General features: G+C 73.3%; 16 protein-coding genes and 1 pseudogene. 10 read left to right on the forward strand and 7 right to left on the reverse strand.

Features of this window, described 5'->3' with window-relative positions:
- Nucleotides 1-154 precede the first annotated feature (154 nt).
- On the forward strand, nt 155-1336 hold the full coding sequence (locus GUY61_RS03260; protein WP_243766146.1) for a YihY/virulence factor BrkB family protein: 1182 nt from the start codon (nt 155-157) through the stop codon (nt 1334-1336).
- 329 nt (nt 1337-1665) lie between these two features.
- Here GUY61_RS03260 and GUY61_RS03265 read toward each other — a convergent pair whose 3' ends face one another.
- Nucleotides 1666-2229, reverse strand: a complete 564-nt coding sequence (locus GUY61_RS03265; protein ID WP_166628500.1) for a YciI family protein — start codon at nt 2227-2229, stop codon at nt 1666-1668.
- Between the two features lie 624 nt (nt 2230-2853).
- On the opposite strand from GUY61_RS03265, the gene GUY61_RS03270 reads away from it, so the two are divergent.
- The 7 genes from GUY61_RS03270 to GUY61_RS03300 all read left to right on the forward strand — a co-directional run bounded on the left by GUY61_RS03270 (nt 2854) and on the right by GUY61_RS03300 (nt 13779).
- The gene (locus GUY61_RS03270) at nt 2854-3711 is read left to right on the forward strand and encodes a dienelactone hydrolase family protein (RefSeq protein WP_166628519.1); all 858 of its coding nucleotides are present in this window, start codon (nt 2854-2856) and stop codon (nt 3709-3711) included.
- A 264-nt stretch (nt 3712-3975) separates the two neighbouring features.
- Complete coding sequence (locus tag GUY61_RS03275; RefSeq protein ID WP_398954057.1) at nt 3976-7665, forward strand: LuxR C-terminal-related transcriptional regulator; 3690 nt, start codon at nt 3976-3978, stop codon at nt 7663-7665.
- Nucleotides 7666-7780: 115 nt separating this feature from the next.
- A complete protein-coding gene (locus tag GUY61_RS03280) occupies nt 7781-9049 on the forward strand; it encodes a CdaR family transcriptional regulator (RefSeq protein ID WP_166628501.1) in 1269 nt (422 codons plus the stop codon).
- A gap of 292 nt (nt 9050-9341) precedes the next feature.
- Complete coding sequence (locus GUY61_RS03285; RefSeq protein WP_166628502.1) at nt 9342-9530, forward strand: hypothetical protein; 189 nt, start codon at nt 9342-9344, stop codon at nt 9528-9530.
- Nucleotides 9527-11173 carry a cation acetate symporter gene (locus tag GUY61_RS03290; RefSeq protein WP_166628503.1) on the forward strand — a complete coding sequence of 549 codons (1647 nt, stop codon included), beginning with the start codon at nt 9527-9529 and terminating at the stop codon, nt 11171-11173. Before GUY61_RS03285 ends, GUY61_RS03290 begins: the two co-directional genes overlap by 4 nt.
- Before the next feature lie 364 nt (nt 11174-11537).
- On the forward strand, nt 11538-12386 hold the full coding sequence (locus GUY61_RS03295; protein WP_313896486.1) for a carbonic anhydrase: 849 nt from the start codon (nt 11538-11540) through the stop codon (nt 12384-12386).
- A 787-nt stretch (nt 12387-13173) separates the two neighbouring features.
- Nucleotides 13174-13779, forward strand: a complete 606-nt coding sequence (locus GUY61_RS03300; protein ID WP_166628504.1) for a hypothetical protein — start codon at nt 13174-13176, stop codon at nt 13777-13779.
- A gap of 153 nt (nt 13780-13932) precedes the next feature.
- On the opposite strand, the pseudogene GUY61_RS03305 reads toward GUY61_RS03300, so the two are convergent.
- The 5 genes and pseudogenes from GUY61_RS03305 to GUY61_RS03325 all read right to left on the reverse strand — a co-directional run bounded on the left by GUY61_RS03305 (nt 13933) and on the right by GUY61_RS03325 (nt 19252).
- Nucleotides 13933-14647: pseudogene (locus GUY61_RS03305) on the reverse strand (alpha/beta fold hydrolase).
- Between the two features lie 93 nt (nt 14648-14740).
- Nucleotides 14741-15346, reverse strand: coding sequence for a DUF6300 family protein (locus tag GUY61_RS39050; protein ID WP_208105507.1), 606 nt, complete (start codon nt 15344-15346; stop codon nt 14741-14743).
- A gap of 537 nt (nt 15347-15883) precedes the next feature.
- Nucleotides 15884-16408, reverse strand: a complete 525-nt coding sequence (locus GUY61_RS03315; RefSeq protein ID WP_166628505.1) for a hypothetical protein — start codon at nt 16406-16408, stop codon at nt 15884-15886.
- 172 nt (nt 16409-16580) lie between these two features.
- The gene (locus GUY61_RS03320) at nt 16581-18485 is read right to left on the reverse strand and encodes a glycoside hydrolase family 15 protein (protein ID WP_166628506.1); all 1905 of its coding nucleotides are present in this window, start codon (nt 18483-18485) and stop codon (nt 16581-16583) included.
- 389 nt (nt 18486-18874) lie between these two features.
- Nucleotides 18875-19252, reverse strand: a complete 378-nt coding sequence (locus GUY61_RS03325) for a hypothetical protein (RefSeq protein WP_166628507.1) — start codon at nt 19250-19252, stop codon at nt 18875-18877.
- Nucleotides 19253-19465: 213 nt separating this feature from the next.
- Between GUY61_RS03325 and GUY61_RS03330 the strand changes: the two genes are divergently transcribed.
- Nucleotides 19466-19645 carry a hypothetical protein gene (locus GUY61_RS03330; protein WP_166628508.1) on the forward strand — a complete coding sequence of 60 codons (180 nt, stop codon included), beginning with the start codon at nt 19466-19468 and terminating at the stop codon, nt 19643-19645.
- A gap of 210 nt (nt 19646-19855) precedes the next feature.
- Nucleotides 19856-20203 (forward strand): MerR family transcriptional regulator, encoded by a 348-nt coding sequence (locus GUY61_RS03335; RefSeq protein ID WP_166628509.1) that lies wholly within the window; start codon nt 19856-19858, stop codon nt 20201-20203.
- A gap of 91 nt (nt 20204-20294) precedes the next feature.
- On the opposite strand, the gene GUY61_RS03340 is transcribed toward GUY61_RS03335, so the two are convergent.
- Nucleotides 20295-20987: a TetR/AcrR family transcriptional regulator gene (locus GUY61_RS03340; protein WP_166628510.1), complete on the reverse strand. Its 693-nt coding sequence runs from the start codon at nt 20985-20987 to the stop codon at nt 20295-20297.
- Between the last annotated feature and the right edge of the window lie 214 nt (nt 20988-21201).

Below are 21201 nucleotides of genomic sequence, written 5' to 3' on the forward strand. Positions count from 1 at the left end.
CGCTGCCGGCCCGCGGCGCCGCACGGACCCCGGGGCCTCCGGTCCGTGCGGCGGTCCGCACGGCGGGCGAATGATGTCGGCACCCCTCTGAGCGGGGGATCAGGGCCGATGGGCGGAATGCGTTGATTCCGGGTTTACGGGTTACCCGCATGGCATGGCACGGATAATGCGACTCGGACACAAGAGTGAACAGCAGGACGACGTGGACGAGCGGGCCCGATCCGGGGACCGCCCCGCCCCCGCCGACCACACCGGGGCCCCGGGCCAGTCCGGGGAACGGCGGGGTGACACGGCCGCGACGAACTCCGTGCGGGCCACGGAGGCCCGCGAGGCCACGGCGGCCACGGACCGCGGCCCGGAAGCCGGTCCTTCCCGCGAGGTGGAGCGCAACGCCCCCGACAGCCCGGCGGACATGCCGAAGAGATCCTGGTGGGCGGTGCTGCGCAGGACGGTCGGCGAGTTCAAGGACGACGAGCTGGCTGACCGCGCGGCGGCCCTGACCTACTACGGGATCCTCTCCCTCTTCCCCGCCCTGCTGGTGCTGGTCTCCATGCTCGGCGTCGCGGGGGAGTCGGCGACGCGGACCGTCCTCGACAACATCACCAAGCTGACGCCGGGCGCGGCCCGTGATGTGGTAACCGATGCGGTGGGACAGCTGCAGTCGAGCGGCGGAACCGGTTCCGTCCTGGCGATCGTGGGTCTGCTGATCGCGCTGTGGTCGGCCTCCGGCTATGTGGCGGCATTCATCAGGACCTCGAACGCGGTGTACGACATTCCCGAGGGCCGACCGGTGTGGAAGGTGCTTCCCGTCCGGCTGGGTGTGACCGTCGTGCTGATGATCCTGGCCTGCGCCAGCGCCCTCATCGTCGTCTTCACCGGCGGTATCGCCAGGCAGGTCGGCACCGCACTGGGCGTTGGTGACACGGCGCTCACGGTCTGGTCCATCGCCAAGTGGCCCGTGCTCGTGATCCTTGTGACCGTCATGATCGCGATCCTTTACTGGGCGACTCCCAACGCCAAGGTGCGCGGCTTCAAATGGATCACTCCCGGCAGCTTCCTCGCGCTGCTGATCTGGATGATCGCCTCGGCAGGGTTCGCCTTCTACGTCGCGAACTTCGGCTCCTACAACAAGACGTACGGGACGCTGGCCGGTGTCATCATCTTCCTGATCTGGCTGTGGATCACCAACCTGGCGATCCTGCTCGGTCTCGAATTCGACGCCGAGGCGGCCCGGGGCCGCGCCATCGCCGGCGGACACCCGCCGCGTGAGGAGCCGTACGTCGAGCCGCGCGACACCCGCACATGGGACGAGGACGACTGGCGACGTAACCGCTGACCGCCGACGGGGCCGCACGCGGGCCTGTCGGCGGCCGGGGAGGGTGGGCATCCGTGCCAGGGTGGGCCGGCACCGGGCGTGAGCATCCCGGCCGGTGCCGGCCGCGAACACCGCCCACTCCCGGCGCACGGCCCTGGGACCGGGTACCGACATCGACCGACGTGAACCGGCCGGGGCACGCATGCCCCGGCCGGTTCACGTCGGTCCCACCCTGAAGAATTCGGCCGCGCGCGGTGCGCACGATCCTCGCGTGCGCCTGCCCGGCCTGCCCCGGCCCGCGCCGGGAGTTCCACGGCCGGCCCCGGACCGTGGCCCAGCACCTCCTCCGGTCATGACGGACGCCCGCCGAACCGCCAGTTGTGCACCTCGACGGCGGCGTAACGGTCCGGGGCCAGGACGGCGCGTGCCGCGTCCGGGTCCGGCGCCCGGAGCAGCGCCGCCGTGCCCAGCCAGGTGGTGCCGTCGTCGCACAGCAGGGGCCCGTAGGCGATCAGCTCGTTCCAGCCGGTCGGCGCGGTGGTGTCGATGTCGGCGGCCCGTCCCGTGCCGAGGCCGAGCACGAGGTACCGGTTGCCACCGGTCCGGCCGCCGGGGAAGTCCCACATGGTGCGTCCGAGCGTGTTGCTCCAGCGCCGCAGCAGCACGTCGCGGTAGACCCCGGCCTGGTAGCCCGGCTCCTCGAAGGCGAACGCCCGGGCGGCGACGGGATCGGGCAGGTCGACGATGTGCACGCTGCCGGTGGGAGCGTCGTCCTCGCCGTCGCCGGTGAGAGTCGGGCCGCGGGCGATCAGCTCCTTCGCGTACCGGTCCATGTAGGACCAGTGCTGTTCCAGCAGTTCGTTGCGCAGCGGTACGGAGCCGGGCCGGTCGCGGTGGTAGCAGAAGAACTCCATGCGCCCAGGGTCTCTTCGAGCAGGTGACCCGGTCGAGCGATTTGCCGGCCACCGGTGGGACGGCGGGGCCGAGGCAGCCGGTGAACCACGAGTTGCCCGCCGCCGACGCCGCGGCAGCGTGCCGCCCGGGCGGAGCCACCACACTCCCCGGCCGCATTGTCGTCACCGTCCGACCGGTCGTCACCGTCCGACCCCGTCCTCCCCGTCCGACCGGTTCGCACGTCGGTACGGCAACACTCCGGCCCCGCCGAGGTCTTCGCGGCCTTCCGGCGGGGCTTCGCCGTGCCGCCCTGCTGCCTGCCGCCCTGCCGCCTGCCGCCTGCCGTCCTGTGGTGCCGGCCCGTCCTCCGGCCGCCGTGTTCGTCCGCACGGTCCGTCGACGACACCGGTGATTGCGCCGATGCCGCACTGCCGGGGCCGCCCCGACAGTGGCACCGCCAGCCAAGAAGGCGGGCCACCGGGACCCCCACCCCTGCGGACCGCCACGACCGAGAGGACGACTCCGTCGTGCAGCAGCACACCACCGAAAGCACCGCTGAAAGCACCACCGACGGCAACGCCGAGACCACCCGTGCCGCCTCCGGAACCCACCGCCGGGGCCGTGGACGCCGCTACCGGCCGCTCATGGCGGGCCTCGCGGCGCTCCTGGCCGTCGGCGGCACGACCACCGCCTTCAGTTCGGGCGCCCAGGCCGCCGACAACCCCTATGAGCGCGGCCCGGCCCCGACCAACTCCAGCATCGAGGCGCTGCGCGGTCCGTACGCGGTGTCGGAGACCTCCGTCTCCTCGCTCAGTGTCACCGGCTTCGGCGGCGGCACGATCTACTACCCGACCACGACCAGCGACGGCACCTTCGGCGCCGTGGCGATCTCACCGGGCTTCACCGCCTACCAGTCGTCGATCGCCTGGCTGGGCCCGCGCCTGGCCTCCCAGGGCTTCGTCGTCTTCACCATCGACACCAACACCACCCTCGACCAGCCCGACAGCCGCGGCCGCCAACTGCTGGCCGCACTGGACTACCTGACGGAGCGCAGCTCCGTGCGTGGGCGGATCGACAGCTCCCGGCTGGGCGTCATGGGGCACTCCATGGGCGGCGGCGGCACGCTGGAGGCCGCCAAGAGCCGGCCGTCGCTCCAGGCCGCGATCCCGCTCACGGGCTGGAACACGGACAAGACGTGGCCCGAACTCAGGACACCCACCCTGGTCATCGGGGCGGACGGCGACACGATCGCCCCGGTCGCCACGCACTCGGAACCGTTCTACGAGTCGCTGCCGTCCTCGCTCGACAAGGCGTACCTGGAACTGAACAACGCGACGCACTTCACGCCGAACACCTCGGACACGACCATCGCGAAGTACAGCATCTCCTGGCTCAAGCGGTTCATCGACAACGACACCCGCTATGAGCAGTTCCTGTGCCCGATCCCGCGGCCCAGCCTGACCATCGACGAGTACCGCGGCAACTGCCCGCACGCCTCCTGACACACCGTCAGTCCTTCCCGCACCACCGTGGCGGCCGGGTTCCTCCCCCGGCCGCCACCGGCGTGTCCGGCGCCGCCCCGGCTCCGTACCTCCCCCGCTTCCCCGCTGTGCGCCCGCACAGACTTGACCGGCCGGCATTGGGAACTTCTCCAGCCGCGGCCCGGGGCAAGAAACGTTCGCCCAGCTCAACCGGCTCACGACGGGCCGACGAGCTTCACGGACGAAAGGCTTCCGCCGTTGTTTACGCGGAAGTAACGTGCGGGTGTGACCGGAAAGTTGAGCGACGGAAGACTTCTTCGGCTGCACGGCCGGAGCACCGGACTGGAAGCGGTGGAGGCCTTATCGGGCCGGCTGCGGTCAGGGCGGGGCGGGGCCCTCGTGCTCGTCGCGGAACAGGGCCTCGGGCGCACCGCCCTGGCGGAGCGTGCCGTCCGCGACTTCGACGGCGGAACGGTCCTGCACACCCGGGCCGCCCCCGCCGAACGCCGCCTGCCGCACAGCGGTCTGCACGCACTGCTGAGTTCGGCCCCCGCCCCCGGGCCGGGCGCGCACGACCCGGCCCCGGACGGCCTGCCGCCCGAGTACGCCGCGCAGCCCCAGTACGCCGTCGCGTCCCCGGGCGGTCTGCTGGAACTGCTGCGGCGCCGGAGCCCGCGCGAGCCCATGCTCGTCTGCGTCGACGACGCCCACCTGTGGGACGCCGAGTCACGGGCCGCCCTCGGGTTCGCCGCGCGGCGCGCCGACTCGCTGCCCGCCGTGGGCCTGCTGCTGACCGTGGCCTCGCACGCGGCGGACGACGCCGACTTCGCGGGACTGCCGGCCGTGCGCCTCGGCCCGCTTGGCGACAGGGAGGCGGGAGCCCTGCTGGACCAGCTCACCGGAAGCGCCGTCGATCCCGCTGCACGGGAGGAGTTGCTCGAGGAGGCCGGGGGCAACCCGTCCCTGCTGACGGCCCTGGTGGAGCGGCTGCCGGCAGCCGCGCTGTCCGGGCGCGCCCCGCTGCCGCGACCCCTTGCGGACGGTGCCGTACTGATGCGCACGGTGGGCGCACCCCTGGACGGACTTCCCCAGGACACAAGGCGGTTGCTGCTGCTGGTCGCCGCCGCCCAGGAGCAGGACCCGGAGGGCGCGGGGGCGGACGGGGCCCTCGTCCTGCGGGCCGCCGGAGCCGCCGGGATCGACCCGGCGGCACTGGACCCGGCGGAGGCGTCCGGTGTGGCCCGGGCCGCCGGCAGCCGTATCCGCTTCGACAACCCGCTGCTGCGCAAGGCCGTGCACCGCGGCGCGCCGCTGTCCCGCAGGCGCGCCGCCCACAGCCTGCTCGCCGCGGTCCTGCACGGTGAACGGCAGCGTCTGCCGCGGCTGTTCCACCTGGCGCTGGCCGCCGACGGTCCCGATCCCCGGCTCGCGGCCGATCTCGCCGCCGCCGCTGCCGACCCGGACGTGCGGGCCGCCCATCTCGAACGGGCCGTGGCCTTCGCCCGCGCCGCCGAACTCACCGTCACCGGCAGCGCCCGCACGGCGCGGCTCACCGCGGCCGCGGAGCACGCCGGCCTGGCGGGCCGTCCGCGCAGGGCGAGGGAACTGCTCGCGGCGGCCCTGGAGGAGCCGGCCCATGACGCCGTGCGGGGCTGCGCCGAACTGGTGCGAGGCACCCTCGCCCTGCGCGACGGACCCGCCGGGGACGCGTACGAGGCGCTGCTGCTGGCTGCCGCGCTGCTCGGCCCCTACGCCCCGGAGCAGGCGCTGGCCGCGCGGCTGGGCGCGACCGAGGCGGCGTGGGCCGCTGGTGACGTACGGGCCTGCCTCGTCGCCCTCGGCGACGGGCCCGCAGCCGGGCGGTCGCGCCCGGACGCGGGCCACGACCGGCACCGGCAGGTGCCGGTGGCGGCGGGTACGGCGCGGGGCGCGCGGCCCGGTCTCGTACCCGCGCAGGCCACCGAGCGGAAGGCCGCCCGCGCACCGGCGTCCGCCCGGCGCGCCGCCGGCACGGCGCCGCCCGCCCGGCCCCTCCTGCCGGACGGCGGCACCGGGGACTCCGGGCCGGTCTCCGCACACCCGGACCGTGTCCCCGGCGCCGTGCGGGCACCGGCCCACCCCGCGGACTGGGCGCCCTCGCGTGCGTCCGCGGGTGGCCGTGAGCCGTCCGGTTCCGGGGACGGCTCGCCGGGCGTGCGCCCGACAGGCGCCGGGTCCTCCGGGTCCGCCGAGGCCGCCGGGTCCGCCGAGGCCGCCGGGCCTCCATTTCCGGTGTCCTCGTCCGGGGACGGTTCGCGGGGTGCATGGACCGCGGGGCCGGTGCCCGGTGCCTCGGCGTCGGCCGGGGGACCGGCGAACGTGTCGCCCGGTGGTCCGGTGCGGGTGGTGGGGGACGCGGTGCCCACGTTGTCGGCACTGTCCGCGTCGTCCCTGTACGAGGACGGATCGCCGGGGGCACGCGCGGAAGGACTCGTACTCCCCGAGGGCTCCGGGTCCCGGCTGCCGCCGTCACCGTCGGCGGACGGAATCCCCGGCGTACGTACGGCGGGGCCCCTGCCCGCCGCCCCGTCGCCGGGAGGGGTGTCCGGGGCCGCGAGGCCCCGGGGAACGGCGGGGGACCCGGGGGGCGCCGCGCTCACGGCCGCGCCGTTCCCGGTCGGTGCCGCCTCTCCCGGCCCCAGTGGCCACGGCACCGGCGCCGCCGGGTTCCCGCCTCCGCGGTCCGCCCCGCTGTCCGCCGCGGCGGCGAGCCGGGACCCCGCGCTGTTCCACGACTACCGGACCGGGATGTCGGCCGCCCTCGGGGCCCGCCTCGACGAGGCGCGCGAGCCGCTGCGGCGCGTGCTGGAACGGGCCGCGGCCGACGACGACGCGGCACGGCTGCTGCGCGCCGGAGCCGCCGCACTCGTCCTCGGCAACATCGCCGCCGCCTGCCACTTCAACGCGCGGGCTCTGGCGGCGGCCCGGGCCGCGAACTCGGCCGCGCTCGTCCCGCAGGCACTCGAGCACCTCGCCTACGCCGAACTGCGGGCCGGACGGCACGCCCGGGCCAGGGCCCACGCGGAGGAGGGCCTGCGGGCAGCGCACCGCGCCGGACAGCGCAACACGGTCGCCCACCACCACGCGGTCCTCGCGCTCACCGCCTCCGTGGAGGGCGACACCGAGGCCGTAGCCGCCCACGCGGACGCCGCCCTCGCGATCGCCGGCCCGCACGGGCTCACCCAGGCAGCGACCCTGGCCGAGTGGGCCCGCGGTCGGGCCGACCTGGGCCGGGGGCTGGCCTTCGAGGCCGCCGCGCGGCTGGGACCCCTGGTGCGGCCGGGCCACCGCCGCGGGCACTTCGCCGTGCGGATGATGGCCATGCCCTGCTTCGTCGAGGCCGCCGTGCTCGCCGGGGCGGGGAACCGGGCGGACACCGGCACCGCCGTCGAGGAGTTCGCCCTCTGGGCGGCCCAGGACGCGGACCCGCAGGCACCCGCCCTGCTCGCACGCTGCCGTGCCCTGCTCGCCCCCGAGGAGGAGACCGAGGCGCTGTACGCCCACGCGCTGACCCGGCACGAGCTGGCGGGCGGCGACTTCGAGCGCGGCCGCACCCTGCTGCTGTACGGGAAGTGGCTGCGCCGCAGGCGGCGGCTGCGCGAGGCCCGGGGCCGGCTCAGGGACGCGCTCGTGGCCTTCGAGCGCTCCGACGCCCGGCTGTGGGCCGAGCAGACCCGCGCCGAGCTGCGGGCGACGGGCGGGGCGACGGCGCGCGAGCCCTCAGGTCCGCTGGCGTGTCTCACGCCGCAGCAGCTGCGCATCGCCCGGCTCGTGGCGGAGGGCGCGACCAACCGTGAGGTGGCTCAACAGCTCTCCGTCAGCCCTCGAACGGTCGACCACCACCTGCGGAATGTCTTCTCCCTCCTGGGGGTGCGCTCTCGCGTGCAACTGTCCCGACTCGTGGTTGACGCCGAAAAGAGTCCTTCGAACCCCTAGGGACCGACCGGACGGTATGCCATCCTTCGGACTCGAGAACATCCGGTGCGGTGAGCCCGCGGGCGGGCCGCGCGCACACCGCACCGGAAGTAGCCGACCCCGGCGGAGGGCCGCGATGCAAAACGCCGTACGTACCCGAATCCGGGCACTGCCCGGAGTCCCGTCCACCACGACGCACGGCCGGGCGCGGGTTCCCTCTCTCGTCGACACGGAGGCGCTGGCCGTGCTCCACCGCTCGGCACGCGTGCTCCTCGACGACCTGCCGCAACTGACCGATCAGCTGGTCGCGGCACTGAGGGAACACGAACCGGCGTACCGGGCGGCGATCGAGTCCGATCCCGCCGACGTGTGGCAGGAGGCCCACCGCTCCCTGCGCTTCAGCGTCGGTTCGCTGATCGATCCGAGGCGGACCAGGGACGCCGCCCGGAACTGCTCCCGGCAGATCGGCGCGGACCGGGCCGAGCAGGGGATGCCACTGGACGCGCTGCTGCACGCCTTCAGGCTCGGCGGCGGCATGGTCTGGAAGAACCTCGTCGAGGTGACGGCCGAGTCCCGCCCCGAGGACGTACGCCTCCTCGTACACGTCGCCGCCGACGTCTGGAGCTTCGTCGACGAACACTGCTCCCTCGTCGCCGAGTCCTACCGCCAGGTGGAGCGCCGGCTCACCTGGCGCCGCGAGAACCGGCTGCGGGTGATGGCGGCCGCGCTCCTGGACGGCACCTCGCGCATCGCCGATCTGCCCGAGGTGTCGGCCGCGCTGGACCTGCCCGAACAGGGTCGCTACGCCGTCGTCGCGGTCGACGGCGGCCGTGGCGCCCCGCGCACCGGCCCCCGCCCGGCCTGCGGCCGGACCGGCGGACGGGTGCTGTGGCACGCCGGCGAGGACATGGAGTACGGCATCGTCCTGATCGGCGAGGGCAGCCTCGGCGAACTGGCCGCGACCATGACGGGACCACCCGGCGCCAGGATCGGCGTCAGCTCCGTCGTCGAAGGACTTGCCGCCGTCGGCGACGCCCGCAGACTGGCGGAGACCGCTCTGCGCGCCTGCCCGCGCAGCGGCGGGACCGTACTCCTGGAGGAGCACCTGCCGACCGCGCTGGTCGTCTCGGCCCCCGCCCTCGGCTCCGCGCTCGCCGACCGCGTGCTCGGGCCCCTGCTCCGCCTCGACCCCTCCGACCGGGACCTGCTGCTCGACACGCTCTCCGTCTGGCTGGACTGCGACGGCTCGGCACAGCGGGCGAGCGCCCGTCTGTACTGCCACCGCAACACCGTGCTCAACCGGCTGCGCCGCTGCGAGCAGCTCACCGGGAGATCTCTGACCCGTCCCGCGGACGTCGTCGAGTTCAGCCTCGCGCTGACCGCACGGCGGCTGCTGCCCGCCTGACCCGCTCAGTCCGCCGGCCCGACCGGTTCCGTCCGGCCGGGCCGTCGCGTCCGCCTGATCCGTTCCGTCCGGCCGGGCCGTCGCGTCCGCCTGATCCGTTCCGACCGAGCGGCCGACCCATCCCGACCCGTCGGTCCGTACGGCTCGGTCCGTGCGGCCTCTCCCACGCATGTCCCCTGCTGGGCAGGGGAGTTGTGCGTCCGCACAAGGTCCGCCACGGCCGGCGGTGCGAGCGCACCACAGCGGCCGGAGCGACTGTACGGGGCGGGCGGCGCATGGTGACGTGACCGCCATGTCCATTTCCTACCCCCAACGGCGCGCGGTCCGGGTGCTCGCCGTCCACCTGGCCGTCGTGCTGGCCGGCTCCCTGGCCCACGGCCTGCTCGGCCCCCTGCTGCTCGTACTGACCCTCGCCGACTGCGCACTGATCCTGTGGGCCGCTGCCCCGCACGCCGCCGACCGGGCCGGGGACGACGGATGAGCGGCGGAAGTCTCGACGGGCGGGCCGTCGCGCTGATGCTCTTCGTCGCGTTCGTGACCGTCTCCCTGCTGCTGTGCGGGCTGGCGGCCGCCGACTCCGACGAGCCCGAGCAGTTCTACACGGGAAGTGCGTCCACAGGACCGGCACAGAACGGTCTGGCGGTCGCGGGCGACTACATCTCCGTGGCCACCCTGCTGAGCACCACCGGATCCGTCGCCCTCGTCGGCTACGACGGCATCCTCTTCGCCCTCGCCACCGTGCTCTCACTGGTCCTGCTGACCCTCGTGCTGGCCCAGCCGCTGCGCGGCAAGGGCCGGTTCACACTCGGAGACGTACTGGCCGAGCGGCTGAGGAGACGGTCCGTGCGGATCGCCATGGGCATCGCCGCGCTGGTGATCCTGATGCCGCTGCTCGTCGTCCAGCTCACCGCCGCCGGCAAGATCATGACCGTGATGCTGCGGCTGCCCGAAGGCGCGCTCACCGGCTGCACCGTCGCCACGGGCGCGCTGATGGTCTGCTACTCCGCCTTCGGCGGGATGCGCGGTACCGGATACATTCAGATCCTCAAGACGGTGGTGGTCCTCGCCGCGATCCTGCTGCTCGCGGGCCTCGTACTGCAGCGCTTCGGCTGGAACCCCGCCCGGCTCTTCGACGCGGCCGCGGTGGGCAGCGGCCGCAGCGCTCGCTACGGCACCCCCGGCCTGCAATTCGGGGACTCGGCGGTCGGCAGGCTCAACCTGTTCGGGTTCCAGCTCACCCTTGCCCTCGGCGCCGCCTGCATGCCGCACGTGACCATGCGGCTGCACCCGCTGCGCCGCGCACGGGACGTGCGGACGACCATGGCCTGGGCCGTCGGCGCGGTCGCGCTGGTCTGCGCGGGGGTCGTGGTCGTCGGCCTGGGGGCCGCGGCCCTTGTCGGCGCCGAAGGGCTCCGCGCCGCCGACCCCGCGGGCGGCACCGCGCTGCTCATGGTGACCGGAGCCCTCGACGAGGGGGCCGCGAGCGGGCACAGCTTCCTGTTCGCCTTTGTCGCCTGCGCCGTCTTCGCCACCACGCTGGCTGCCGTGGCCGGCATCGCCGTCGCCGCCGCCGCGTCCGTCGCCCATGACCTCGCCCTCCGGCCGGACCGGCACGGGCGGCACGCCACCGCCCGCGAGGTCACCAGGGCCCGGCAGGCCGTGGTGGCCGTCGGAGCCGTCGCCGTGGTGCTGTCCGTCCTGGTCCAGCACCGCAACCCGCAGATCCTGTTCTCCTTCACCTTCACGGCTGCCGCGTCCACGCTGGCACCGGTCCTGCTGTGCACCCTGTTCTGGAGGAGGACGAGCGCCACCGGGGTGCTTCTGACGCTGTGCGGCACACCCCTGCTCGTCGCGGCCCTCGTGGCGATCTCACCGGCCGCCTCGGGCACCCCCGTCGCCCTCTTCCCCGACCGGGACTTCCATGTGTTCCCCCTGGAGGCCCCCGGGCTGCTCACCATTCCCGCCGGATTCGCCCTGTGCTGGCTGGGCTCGGTGCTGCGCCCCGACCCCGGCACGCAGGAGGCCGCCGTGCCGGTGCCCGTCGGGACCGGCTCGGCAGACGTCCACGGGCCCGCTCACGGGAACGGACCCGGTCCGGACCGCGCGGCTCACCGCCACGGCTGATCCGGCCGGCGAGCGACCCTGATCCGCCGTCGTCCGGCAGGGACAGGCCGGCTCTGCCGGACACGACGCGGAAGCCTGCCCGGCCGTCCTGCGAAGGGGACGGCCGGGCGGGCCCCTCCGGCGTGCCCGGCCGGCGTCGCGCCGGCGGGCAGAGGGCGCGCTTCTGCGGGGAGGACCCGCCGCACCCTCGCGGAGTCACTGAGCATGTCGGTACGCCGTGCGTCGCGCCGAGCGGCACCGAGCGGTGTGGCTTCTCGGTTCCCGCCGGAATCCGGCAACGTGTCCGCCAAGAGACCTTCAACTACGGGCTAAGCATGCACCAACGTGAACCGGTGGTGTGCCTGGGTGAACGTACGTTGCCACGGTGACCCCCAACTCCGAATCCTCCACGGAACTCGAAGGCGCGGCCCCGGCCGCCCCGGCTCCCGGTCGGCGGACCCTTCTCCGGGCCGCCCTGACGGGCGGTGCCGCCCTCGGCACCGGACTGGCCCTCGGTGCCTCGTCGGCGTCGTCCGCCCCGTCCGCCCTCGTGTCCTCCGGTTCCGCGTCGGGTCCATCCGGCCCTGTCTCAGCCACGGCACCCGGTTCCGCCGCTCTGACGGGACCGGGCGGGACCACGCGTCCCCGCCCCACCACACCCGAAGCCGCTCTGCGGGAACTCGAGGCGGGCAACCGGCGCTGGCGCACCTTCCACGAGCGGCACCCCCACGAAACCCACGCCGTACGAAGGGAACTGATCGCCGGTCAGCATCCATTCGCCGTCGTCCTCGGCTGTGTCGACTCGCGGGTTCCCCCGGAACTCGTCTTCGACCAAGGGCTGGGGGATCTGCTCACGGTGCGCTCCGCGGGGGAGGTCCTGGACGAGGCCGTCCTCGGCAGCATCGCATACGGCGTTCTCGAACTGGGTATCCCGCTGATCATGGTGCTCGGCCACCAGTCGTGCGGCGCCGTGTCCGCCGCCGTCCACGCGGACGAGACCGGTGAGCAACTGCCGACGCACATCCAGTACCTCGCAGAACAGATACGGCCGGCCATAGACCACCGTCTTGACGGAGAGGCGCGCATCGACGCGGCGATCACCGGGAACGTCCGGCTCGTCCGTTCACGGCTCGCCGCCGAACCGGACCTCGCCGCGAGGATCGGTACGGGACAACTGGCCGTCGTCGGCGCCCGTTACGAACTGAGCAACCAGCAAGTCCGCCGGATCCGCTGACGCGAACGGCCGCCGCGGCCCGGTGCCGCATGGGATGATGTCCGCCCCGGCGGATCCGGGATCGGTTCGCGACATGTTCCGTTCAAGCTCAACTGCCGTCGCACAGCGCGCCGTTGGGTCCACAGGCATGGGGTGCGGCATCCGGGCAGGCGGCAGGCCCGGAGACGTGCTGTGACAGGTTGTCGGAAATGTGAGGCACATCGGCGCCGCCGATCCCGACGGTGTGTGCCGGATCGCATGGCGTACCCCGGTCGCGCTGCCGCCGCAGGCGTTCGCCGCCGTGTCCGGGCGCGGGGCCCGCCGGTGACCGCCGGACACGGGCCGGGCCTGACCCCGGAACATGTGCCGGGCATGCGGACCGGACGCATGGTGCCGGGCACGGGCATCCTGCACGGCAACCTGCTGTACGGCAACCTGCTGCACGGCGACCCGCCGTACGGCTGCCTGCCAGGGGTGTCGCTTCCGGGGCCGGTACGACGCTCACCCGTGAAAACGGGCGACGTCAGGCAGGACCCCCCAGGTCCGGGCTGGATAGGGGGCGACTCCGGCGGACAGAGCCCCCAGAGTGGGGCAAACGGGAAGGCCGAGGCGAGGAAACCGGCTCCGAGCTGCCCGAAGAACAGCCGGAACACTGGACGGCGCGCCACACCTGGTGCCACTCTCAGCCCTCGGTGGTCTTCACGCGGTGCTTTGAACCGCTGGCCCTCCGTTACCGTGCAACACCACACACAACAGGAATGCCGCTGTCGACAGCACGATCGGCCGGCGGAGAGGAGCGGTGCGTCCCGTGCCCACTGATTACGCCTGCCAGGCGGCTTCCGAGCGGGCGGCCCAGGCACTGACCCACGTGCGAGCCGCGATCGCTCCCGCGCAGTCGAACGCTGCGTCACAGGAAGACATACCCGTCGTCCTCCGCTCCTACCTCGGTGTTTCCTCCCGCTCCGCCGACGCGAACGCGTACGCGGCCCGCCCCGCCGCGGTGGGTGTCGCCACCGGTTCCCTGGTGCTGGTGATCCTGCTCGAAGGGCTCCAGGCCGAGATGAACGGGGCGATGGCGCAGTGGTACGCCACTCTTCCGGACCGGCTGGCGGAAGCCCTGGATGTCCCGCAGCCCGGGAACAGGCAGGCGCCTCCGCGGCGCCGCCCGCCGAGCAGCTGGGAAACCCTCAAGGAGCTCCAGAACACCTCCCAGGAGGTGCTGACGAGCCTGATGGGGCCGGCGCGGGGAGGCGCGAGCGGTCCGGGCGCGCTGGTCATGCGGCTGACGCTGATCCAGGACATCACGTCCGCGGCGATGCGCCGCATGGCCGTACCAGTGGAGACGGCGGACTGGGCCGCCGAGGAGCTCGCCATCGCCGCGGCCTCACTGTTCGGTGTCACACCACGCTCCTGAGCCGCCGGTGACGCCCCGGCCGCGAGGGGCACTCGCGGCCGGGCATGACCGGCCGGGCGCCGCTGGGGCCCGTGAGCCCAGCGGGGGCGGCGTGCGGCGGCCTCTCGGAAGGCCGCCTGCGGCGCTCCGAGAGGCCCGACCGGGCCAGGGGGCTCAGGAATCCCCGGCGGACTCCGGGACCGACCGGTGCAGGACGCGGGCCGGCTCCTCCGGCCGGGAGAACATCGGCCAGTGGCCGGTGTCCGTCTCGACCAGCCGCCAGCGCTCTCCGGCCAGCAGGCGGGCCACGTCGTCGTTCGGCTCCGGGCCGTCGAGCAGACACTTGATGTAGGTCGCCGGCAGCTCGCCGAGCGGACGTGTCAGTACGGCAGGCTCGGTGAGCGTGGCGCCCGGATGCGGCGTCGAACCGCCCGTGATCCGCGTGACCTGCTCGTCGGTGAGCCCCTGGCCCTCGAATTCGGCAGCCGTCAGCGGGGCCCGGAAACCGTCGTTCCCGGCGATCGCCGTCTCCAGCGCCGCCGGACCCGCCCACCAGCCGGAGACGAACGACTCGCCGTCGACCGGAACCTCGGAGTCGACGAAGACCACCCGGGCCAGGCGGTCCCCGATCCGCTCCGCGGCCTGACCGACCGGGATGCCGGAGTAGCTGTGACCCACCAGAACGACCTCACGGAGGTTGTGCCGCTCCACCTCATCGACGATGTACCGGACGTGGGTCTGCCGCCCTGCCGGCACGTCACGCTTGTCAGCGAGGCCCGACAGCGTCAACGGGGTGGACGCCGTGGCCGGCCTCGCGCAGGGCAGGCACCACCTCGTCCCATGCCCAGGCTCCGAGCCATGCCCCTGCCACCAGTACGAACTCCGCCACGCGGGCAACGTAGCGCGGCGGTCCGACCACCGGCCGCCGGTGGTGTGCACGGAGCGGGTGCCGCGTGCGGTGGGACGTCCGGAACGTCCCGTCTCAGCGGTCCGGTCCGGGGCCGGCGCCGGGGGTGTCGGGCCCGTGGCCCGGACGTCCGGGATCACCTTCGTCACCCCCGCCGTCATCCCCGAAGTCGTCCGGCGCCGTGTCGGGGTCGTCCGGATACGCCGAGCCCTCCGCTCCCTCGCACACCTCGTCGCGCAGTATCGCCGCCTCCGCATCGAGTGCCTCGGTGGACGCGGCCAGGGTGCGGGAGAGCTCGCGCATCTCGCGCTGCAGCCGCCGGCGTTCACCCGGCGGTGCGACGCCGATGCGTTCCCGGAGAAGATCACGCTGCTGCTGGAGCCGCCTGAGGTCGGTTTCGTTGGGCACGTACAACCAGCCGTGCGTGGCCATCCCCTCGTGCGCCCAGGCCGTGAGCAGGGCGGCACCCTCGGCGGCACGATCGATGTCGTGTCCCGCACCGCTCTCGAAGAACTCGAGCAGTGCGCCCGCGGCGCTCTCCCCGACATCGCACTCAGGACACAGCTCGAGGTGGATCGGTCTGCCGGACTCGTCCTCCTGCGGCATGACGGCGCTGGTGAGCAGGCCTCCTCCACACCTCGAACAGGGAGGCAGCCGGTCGGCTTCTTCGACATGAACCATGGATCGCTCCTGCCCCCGAGCGCGGTCCTCAAAGTCGATCCCCGCCAAAGTCAGCCGTCCGGGTTTCCGGGACGCCGCCCGCGCCACCGCCCCGAGGCCCCCGGGAGCGCTCCCCGCAGCCCTCGGGGTCCCGGTCCCGGGACATGTCCTGATGCGAGGGCCGCGCATCCCGCGACACGGTCACCGACCGTGTGGCCGGTGACACGGTTGAGCCGTATGCCGGGCTCGCCGGGCCGCATGCTCTCGGTGGACCGCTCCCGCGCGTCCAGCACAGTCACCCGCACTCGCTCGCGCCGCTTCACCCGGGCCGCGAGCCGGACGGCCGGGGCCATGCCCGTATCCCGCCCCCGTGATCACCACGCGGTGCGCGGTCGCAGTGCCGGTCCCCTGCTCCGTGCGCTCATCGTTTCGCGCTCCTCGGCTCGCTTGCCGACGCCCACCGGACGGGAGCAGGCGGCCCGGACGTCACTCGGGACGGATGTGATGCGCGAAACGGCCCTGATGGGGGGCGCCGGACGGTGATCAGCTGTGGCCGCGTCAGGGCGCTGCGCCGCAGCGGCGTGCGATCGCCTCGAGGCGTTCCAGTTCGTGTCGTGCCGCGGTCGGGTGGGCGAGGTCGAGGGCCATCCAAGCCCGGCCGGTGATGTAGTGGACGTCCTGGCGGGTGGCCTCGTCGAGGCCGGGGGCGGTCTGGAGGCGGCGGCCCGTGACGCGCAGGGAGAGCGCGATGTGGTCGAGACGGTCCCGCAGTCCCAGGGGGAGCACCTGCGGCAGGGCGTCCTTGGCGTAGTCGCGCGCCTGCCGGTCCGCCTCGCAGGGCCGCGGCGGCGAGGGAGCCCAGGGAAGTCCGGCTTCCCTGGCGTCCTCGTACATGTCCGCCACCCACGCGCGTGCGGTGGCGGCATCACCCTCGGCGGCGGATGCGCGGGCCGACTCCAGCATGGAGCACAGTCGGGCGCGGGCCTGCGGGTCTTCACCCGTCCGAGCGTCCAGACAGCCGGACCACACGTCGAACGCCTTGCTCAACTCGGCGTCCAGCACGACCCTGTACGCGTCCGGCACTCCGCCGCCTCTCCCGTCGGGTCGTCCCGGCGCGGACGGCAGCGGTACACGATAGGACGGGCGTCGGGCGCCCTGCCCGCCAATGTCCCCGGGGCCCGGCTCGGCCCCCCGGACGCCGTCGCCTCTTCCGGCCTGTACCCGGCACGACCCCGGGCCCCGGGCGGCACCGCCGTCAGCGGTTCCGCGGCACAGCCGCCGCCTCGCCGAAGCGGAAGCAGCCGCCCGGCTGGGGCCGGGCCTGCCCGGCGGCGAAGGTCCTCGTGTCGCCCTGCTCCGCCCGGCTGATGGCCCATGCGGCGTTGACCAGCCCGATGTGGCTGAACGCCTGGGGGAAGTTGCCCATCGGCTCGCCGGCGGCCGTGTCGAACTCCTCCGCGAGCAGTCCCACATCGTTGGCGCAGCCGACGGCCCGGTCGAAGACCTCGCGCGCCCGGGCGAGCTCACCGGCCATCGCCAGCGCGTGTGCCAGCCAGAAGGTGCACAGCAGGAACGCCCCCTCGCCGCCGGGCAGTCCGTCCTCGGCGTCCTGGTAGCGGTGCACGAGTCCGGCCGGATCCATGAGCCGCTCCCGTATCGCGCGGATGGTGGCGGTCATCCGGGGCGCGTTGGCGTCGGTGAAGCCGACGATCGGCATCATCAGGACGGAGGCATCCAGTACGTCCGAGCCGAACGCCTGCGTGTACGAGCCGGCGGCCTCGCTCCAGCCGTGTTCCTCGATGGCAGCGCGGATCTCCTCCCGGGTCCGTTCCCAGTCCGGTACCCGGTGGGCCGCGTCGAGTTCCCCGGCGAGGGCGACGGCCCGGTCCAGCGCGACCCAGCACATGAGTTTGCTGTATACGAAGTGCTGGGGCGCGCTGCGGACCTCCCAGATCCCCTGGTCGGGCTCGCGCCAGCGCTCGGCGGCCGCGTCGGCCAGTCCCGCCAGGAACGCCCGGGCCGGTCCGTCCAGTCCGCCGAGGTAGTCGCACAGCCGGTGCGCCGCCGACAGCAGTTCCCCGTAGACGTCCAGCTGGCGCTGGCTCCAGGCGGCGTTGCCGATCCTGACGGGACTGCTGCCCCGCCAGCCGGACAGATGGGCGAGCCTGCGTTCGCTGAGGTCGCGCTCGCCGCGGATGCCGAACATGATCTGCAGGTCGAGCCGGCGGTCCGGTGCCTGTGCGGCGGCGTGCGCCATCCAGCGGAAGAACGCCTCGGCCTCGTCCGGGCAGGCGGCCACCCACAGCGCGTCCAGAGTGAAGGAGGCGTCACGCACCCAGGCATAGCGGTAGTCCCAGTTGCGGACGCCGCCGGGCTCCTCGGGCAGCGAGGTGGTCGGCGCGGCCACGACGGCGCCGGTGGGCTGGAACGTCAGCCCCTGCAGCACACGGCCGCTGAGATGGACGAGTTCGCGCCACGGCCCCTCGTACGACTGGTGCAGCGCGGACCACGACCGCCAGCTGTCGATGGTGCCGTGCAGCTGCTCCATGATCTCGGCCTGCGTCCACGCCGAGGGTGACCGGCCCGCGGGCGCGTGCTGGAGGGCGAACGCGGCCCGTTGCCCCGCGCACAGGGGGAACCGTGCGCGCGCCATGTCTCCGCCCGCGACTGAGAAGGGGACGGGGGTGGACAGATCCAGCGTGTCAGGGCCGCCGTGGCAGCGCACATGCCCGTCCTCGGGGATGAGCAGCGGCCTGATCAGGCCGTACTCCGGCCGTGGTGCGAACTCCGCCTCGATCTCGACTCGTCCGTCCGTGCAGTCCAGGGCGCGCAGCAGGACGTGCGGGGCGTGCGTGCCCAGTTCGTGGCCGCGTTCGTTGGGGCCGGCGGCGAGCGCCTCGGTGAGGGCGACGGTGCCGGTGGCGGTACGGAACTCGGTGCGGAGCACCATGGTGTCCGCGAGGTAGGCGCGGCGCACCGTGAAGGGGGCGGAGGGGCGGAGCGACCAGTGACCGGCGTCCTTGTCCAGCAGACGGCCGAGGACCGCACGGGAGTCGAAGTGCGGCAGGCACAGCCAGTCCACCGAGCCGTCCCGGCCGGCCAGTGCGGCGGTCTGGCAGTCGGCCAGCAGTGCGTAGTCGGAAATGGGCCGATCACTCATCGCCGTACTCCCTCCGGCGGCGGCGTCCCCGGCACGGCGGGGCCTCGTGGACGCCGTCCCGGCGCCCGCCACGGTGCCGGGACGCGGCCTGTTACCGGTCCCATTCGACGCCCGAGGCCCCGGCCAGTCCAGCCGGCGGCCCCGCACCCGCGGTGCGTAGCGGGTCCGTCGCTGTGTGCCGGCGGAGGGCCGGCCCGGGAGCGACAGGGATACGGGGACGACGGGAGCGACGGGGACGACGGGCCGCCCCGGATCTGGCCCGACCGCCGGGGGCGCCGCCGGGGCCGCGGAGCCCCGCGCCCCACATCGTCGCCACGCAGGAGAACGGCTGCGCGGGCTCCCGGAGGAGCCGGCGCAGCCGTGAGGGGATGTGGGCGGGGTGGGGCTGCTCAGTGTTCGGAGTAGCTGATGTCCCCCACTGTCCAGGCGCTCACGTCACGGAGGGCGACGCGGTACATGCCGCCGGTCTCGGGGATCCCGAGGGTGCCCTGGAGGATGCGCGCGAGGTGGAAGTGCAGGTGGGTGGGCGATGCACCGGGCTGCCGCGAGGGAACGTGCGCGTCGGGGTTCATGAAGACGGTGGAAAAGGAGCCCAGCCGATCGGAGTCCTTCAGCACTTCTGCGACGCGCTGCCTCCACATGGCCTCGGGGGCCAGTCGTCCGGTGATGATGGCACCGGATACGACCACGGTGAGGGACATCTGATTGCTTTGCTCCGACTCCACCATGGCGGCGATGTCGGCGAGCAGACCATCAGGGTTCGACATGACCGCCGAGTCTACTAGCCGGTCGGCCCGCCCGGTGGCGGAGGGAACGGCGGGGCCGCCGGGCGGATATCCGCCCGGCGATCGGCGCTCCGCATACCTCCTCCAGAGCCTCCGGAAAATCTATCCTCGCCACGATAGACATTTGCGTTCGCTCTGCTTAGACTTCTTTTTGTAGCCGACGAAGTCAGCACAGCACGGCAGAGACGAACTGCCGTGAACAGTGAGCGGCACGGCGGTGGAGTCCTCGGGCCGAGGAGTTGTTCGAAGGTCCCAGGACTGATCGCCGGGCCGGGCGGCCGCAGGGCCGCCGAGCAGTACGGACACGAGCAGTACCCGCAAGAGAACAGCAGGAAGATCAGTAAGAGAGGAGTGGACGCCATCAGGATCGCCTGAGCGGCGTGCAGGCCGTTCGGGTGCCGCAGACCCCGGATTGGAAGGTGGTCCCCGGTCACGCATTCGCGATCCCCGCATCTCCGGCCTCGTGAGCGGACATGCGGAAACAGGAAACCGGCGTACAGCGCCGGGAGATGGTGTTGAAACCCCTCGGGGCCCTGGTGCCGTAACGGCATCGGGGCCCCTCGACGCGTTCCGAAAGAGGTGCAAATGCCCCCAGAGACCCGGCCGCCCACCACCGACCGATTGGACGATGACGACTACCCGGCCTACACCATGGGCCGCGCCGCCGAGATGATCGGCGCCTCGCCCGGCTTCCTGCGGGCGCTCGGCGAAGCACGCCTGATCACCCCGCTGCGCTCCGAGGGCGGCCACCGCCGCTACTCCCGCTACCAACTGCGCATCGCCGCCCGCGCCCGCGAACTCGTCGACCAGGGCACGCCGATCGAGGCCGCCTGCCGCATCATCATTCTCGAGGACCAGCTCGAAGACGCCCTGCGCATCAACGAGCAACTGCGCCGCTCCGGCGGCGTCACGGAGGAGAGCGCCGCGTCCTGAGACCAAGTGCCGGGCGTACGGGCCGGGGTGCGAGCCCCGGCCGCCATCGCCATCGCCATGGCCGGGCCGACGGCCCCGGAGCCGACCGCCGCTACCGTACGGCGCGGGGCTTGTGCGTCACCCGGTGCGGAAGGAGAAGCGAGCCGCCGCCGGAGACCGCTCCCGGGTGCCCCACCGTGCCGAGGCTCAGGAGCACATGCCGTTCCGCGACCTCCTCGGCGCTGAGCGTGCCCTCCGCCCGGTACCAGTTGGCGACTCCCTGGCACATGATCAGGACCGCACGGACCGCGTCGACGGGTATCGGGGTGGTGAAGCTGCCCTGGGCGATGCCCGCCTTCACGGTGTCGAGCAGCATGTGCTCCAGATAGTCGCGCAGTGCCACGTACCGGGCGCGGTTCTGCGGCTCGAGGCTCCGGATCTCGGTGTCGAGGAAGGCGAGGCCCTTCCGGTTGGCCATGTAGAGCACGATCGACTCGACCATGACGCAGAACCGGGGAAGCGGGTCGTCGCCGGCCTCGGCGGCCGCGGCCCGGCAGCGGTCCAGGACATCCTTCATCGATGTCTCCAGCAGCGTGGCGAGCAGGGCCTGCTTGTTCTCGTAGTGGTAGTAGAGCGCAGGGACGGTGACTCCCACGCGGCCCGCGATGTCCCGCACCGAAGTGCCGTGGTAGCCGTGCTCGTTGAACGCCTCCATGGCGTGCAGCAGGATCGGGTGCAGTTCGAGCGGCCCGTACGTGCGCCAGTGCTGCGGGGGAGGGGCGACCTGGCTCGGTTCGGTGCTCAACGGGGCTCCTCGGGTGGGTCGACGACGGGGACATCGTACGTCCGCCGGGCCGTTGAGAGGCCCACAGTTCACTTATCACCCGCTCAGTGGTTTCCGTGTCCGGCATCCAGGATGGGCCGGAAATCCAGCGCGTCTCTGCCCTCTCTCCGGGTGACTTTCGGCGGGAATGCGATGCGGAGCGCGATGTGGAGCACCCAAAGCCGGTTGCGGCAGG

The sequence above is a fragment of the Streptomyces sp. GC420 genome, assembly GCF_009916105.1.
In the GTDB taxonomy this organism is placed as follows: Bacteria; Actinomycetota; Actinomycetes; order Streptomycetales; family Streptomycetaceae; genus Streptomyces.

Excerpts from the sequence above, each read along its gene's own strand:
- GUY61_RS03265 (WP_166628500.1), bottom strand. The coding sequence starts at position 2,229 with ATGGAGTTCTTCTGCTACCACCGCGACCGGCCCGGCTCCGTACCGCTG.
- GUY61_RS39050 (WP_208105507.1), bottom strand. The coding sequence starts at position 15,346 with ATGGTTCATGTCGAAGAAGCCGACCGGCTGCCTCCCTGTTCGAGGTGT.
- GUY61_RS03320 (WP_166628506.1), bottom strand. The coding sequence starts at position 18,485 with ATGAGTGATCGGCCCATTTCCGACTACGCACTGCTGGCCGACTGCCAG.
- GUY61_RS03260 (WP_243766146.1), top strand. The coding sequence starts at position 155 with ATGGCACGGATAATGCGACTCGGACACAAGAGTGAACAGCAGGACGAC.
- GUY61_RS03335 (WP_166628509.1), top strand. The coding sequence starts at position 19,856 with ATGCCCCCAGAGACCCGGCCGCCCACCACCGACCGATTGGACGATGAC.
- GUY61_RS03325 (WP_166628507.1), bottom strand. The coding sequence starts at position 19,252 with ATGTCGAACCCTGATGGTCTGCTCGCCGACATCGCCGCCATGGTGGAG.
- GUY61_RS03285 (WP_166628502.1), top strand. The coding sequence starts at position 9,342 with ATGTCCATTTCCTACCCCCAACGGCGCGCGGTCCGGGTGCTCGCCGTC.
- GUY61_RS03270 (WP_166628519.1), top strand. The coding sequence starts at position 2,854 with ATGGCGGGCCTCGCGGCGCTCCTGGCCGTCGGCGGCACGACCACCGCC.
- GUY61_RS03290 (WP_166628503.1), top strand. The coding sequence starts at position 9,527 with ATGAGCGGCGGAAGTCTCGACGGGCGGGCCGTCGCGCTGATGCTCTTC.
- GUY61_RS03280 (WP_166628501.1), top strand. The coding sequence starts at position 7,781 with ATGCAAAACGCCGTACGTACCCGAATCCGGGCACTGCCCGGAGTCCCG.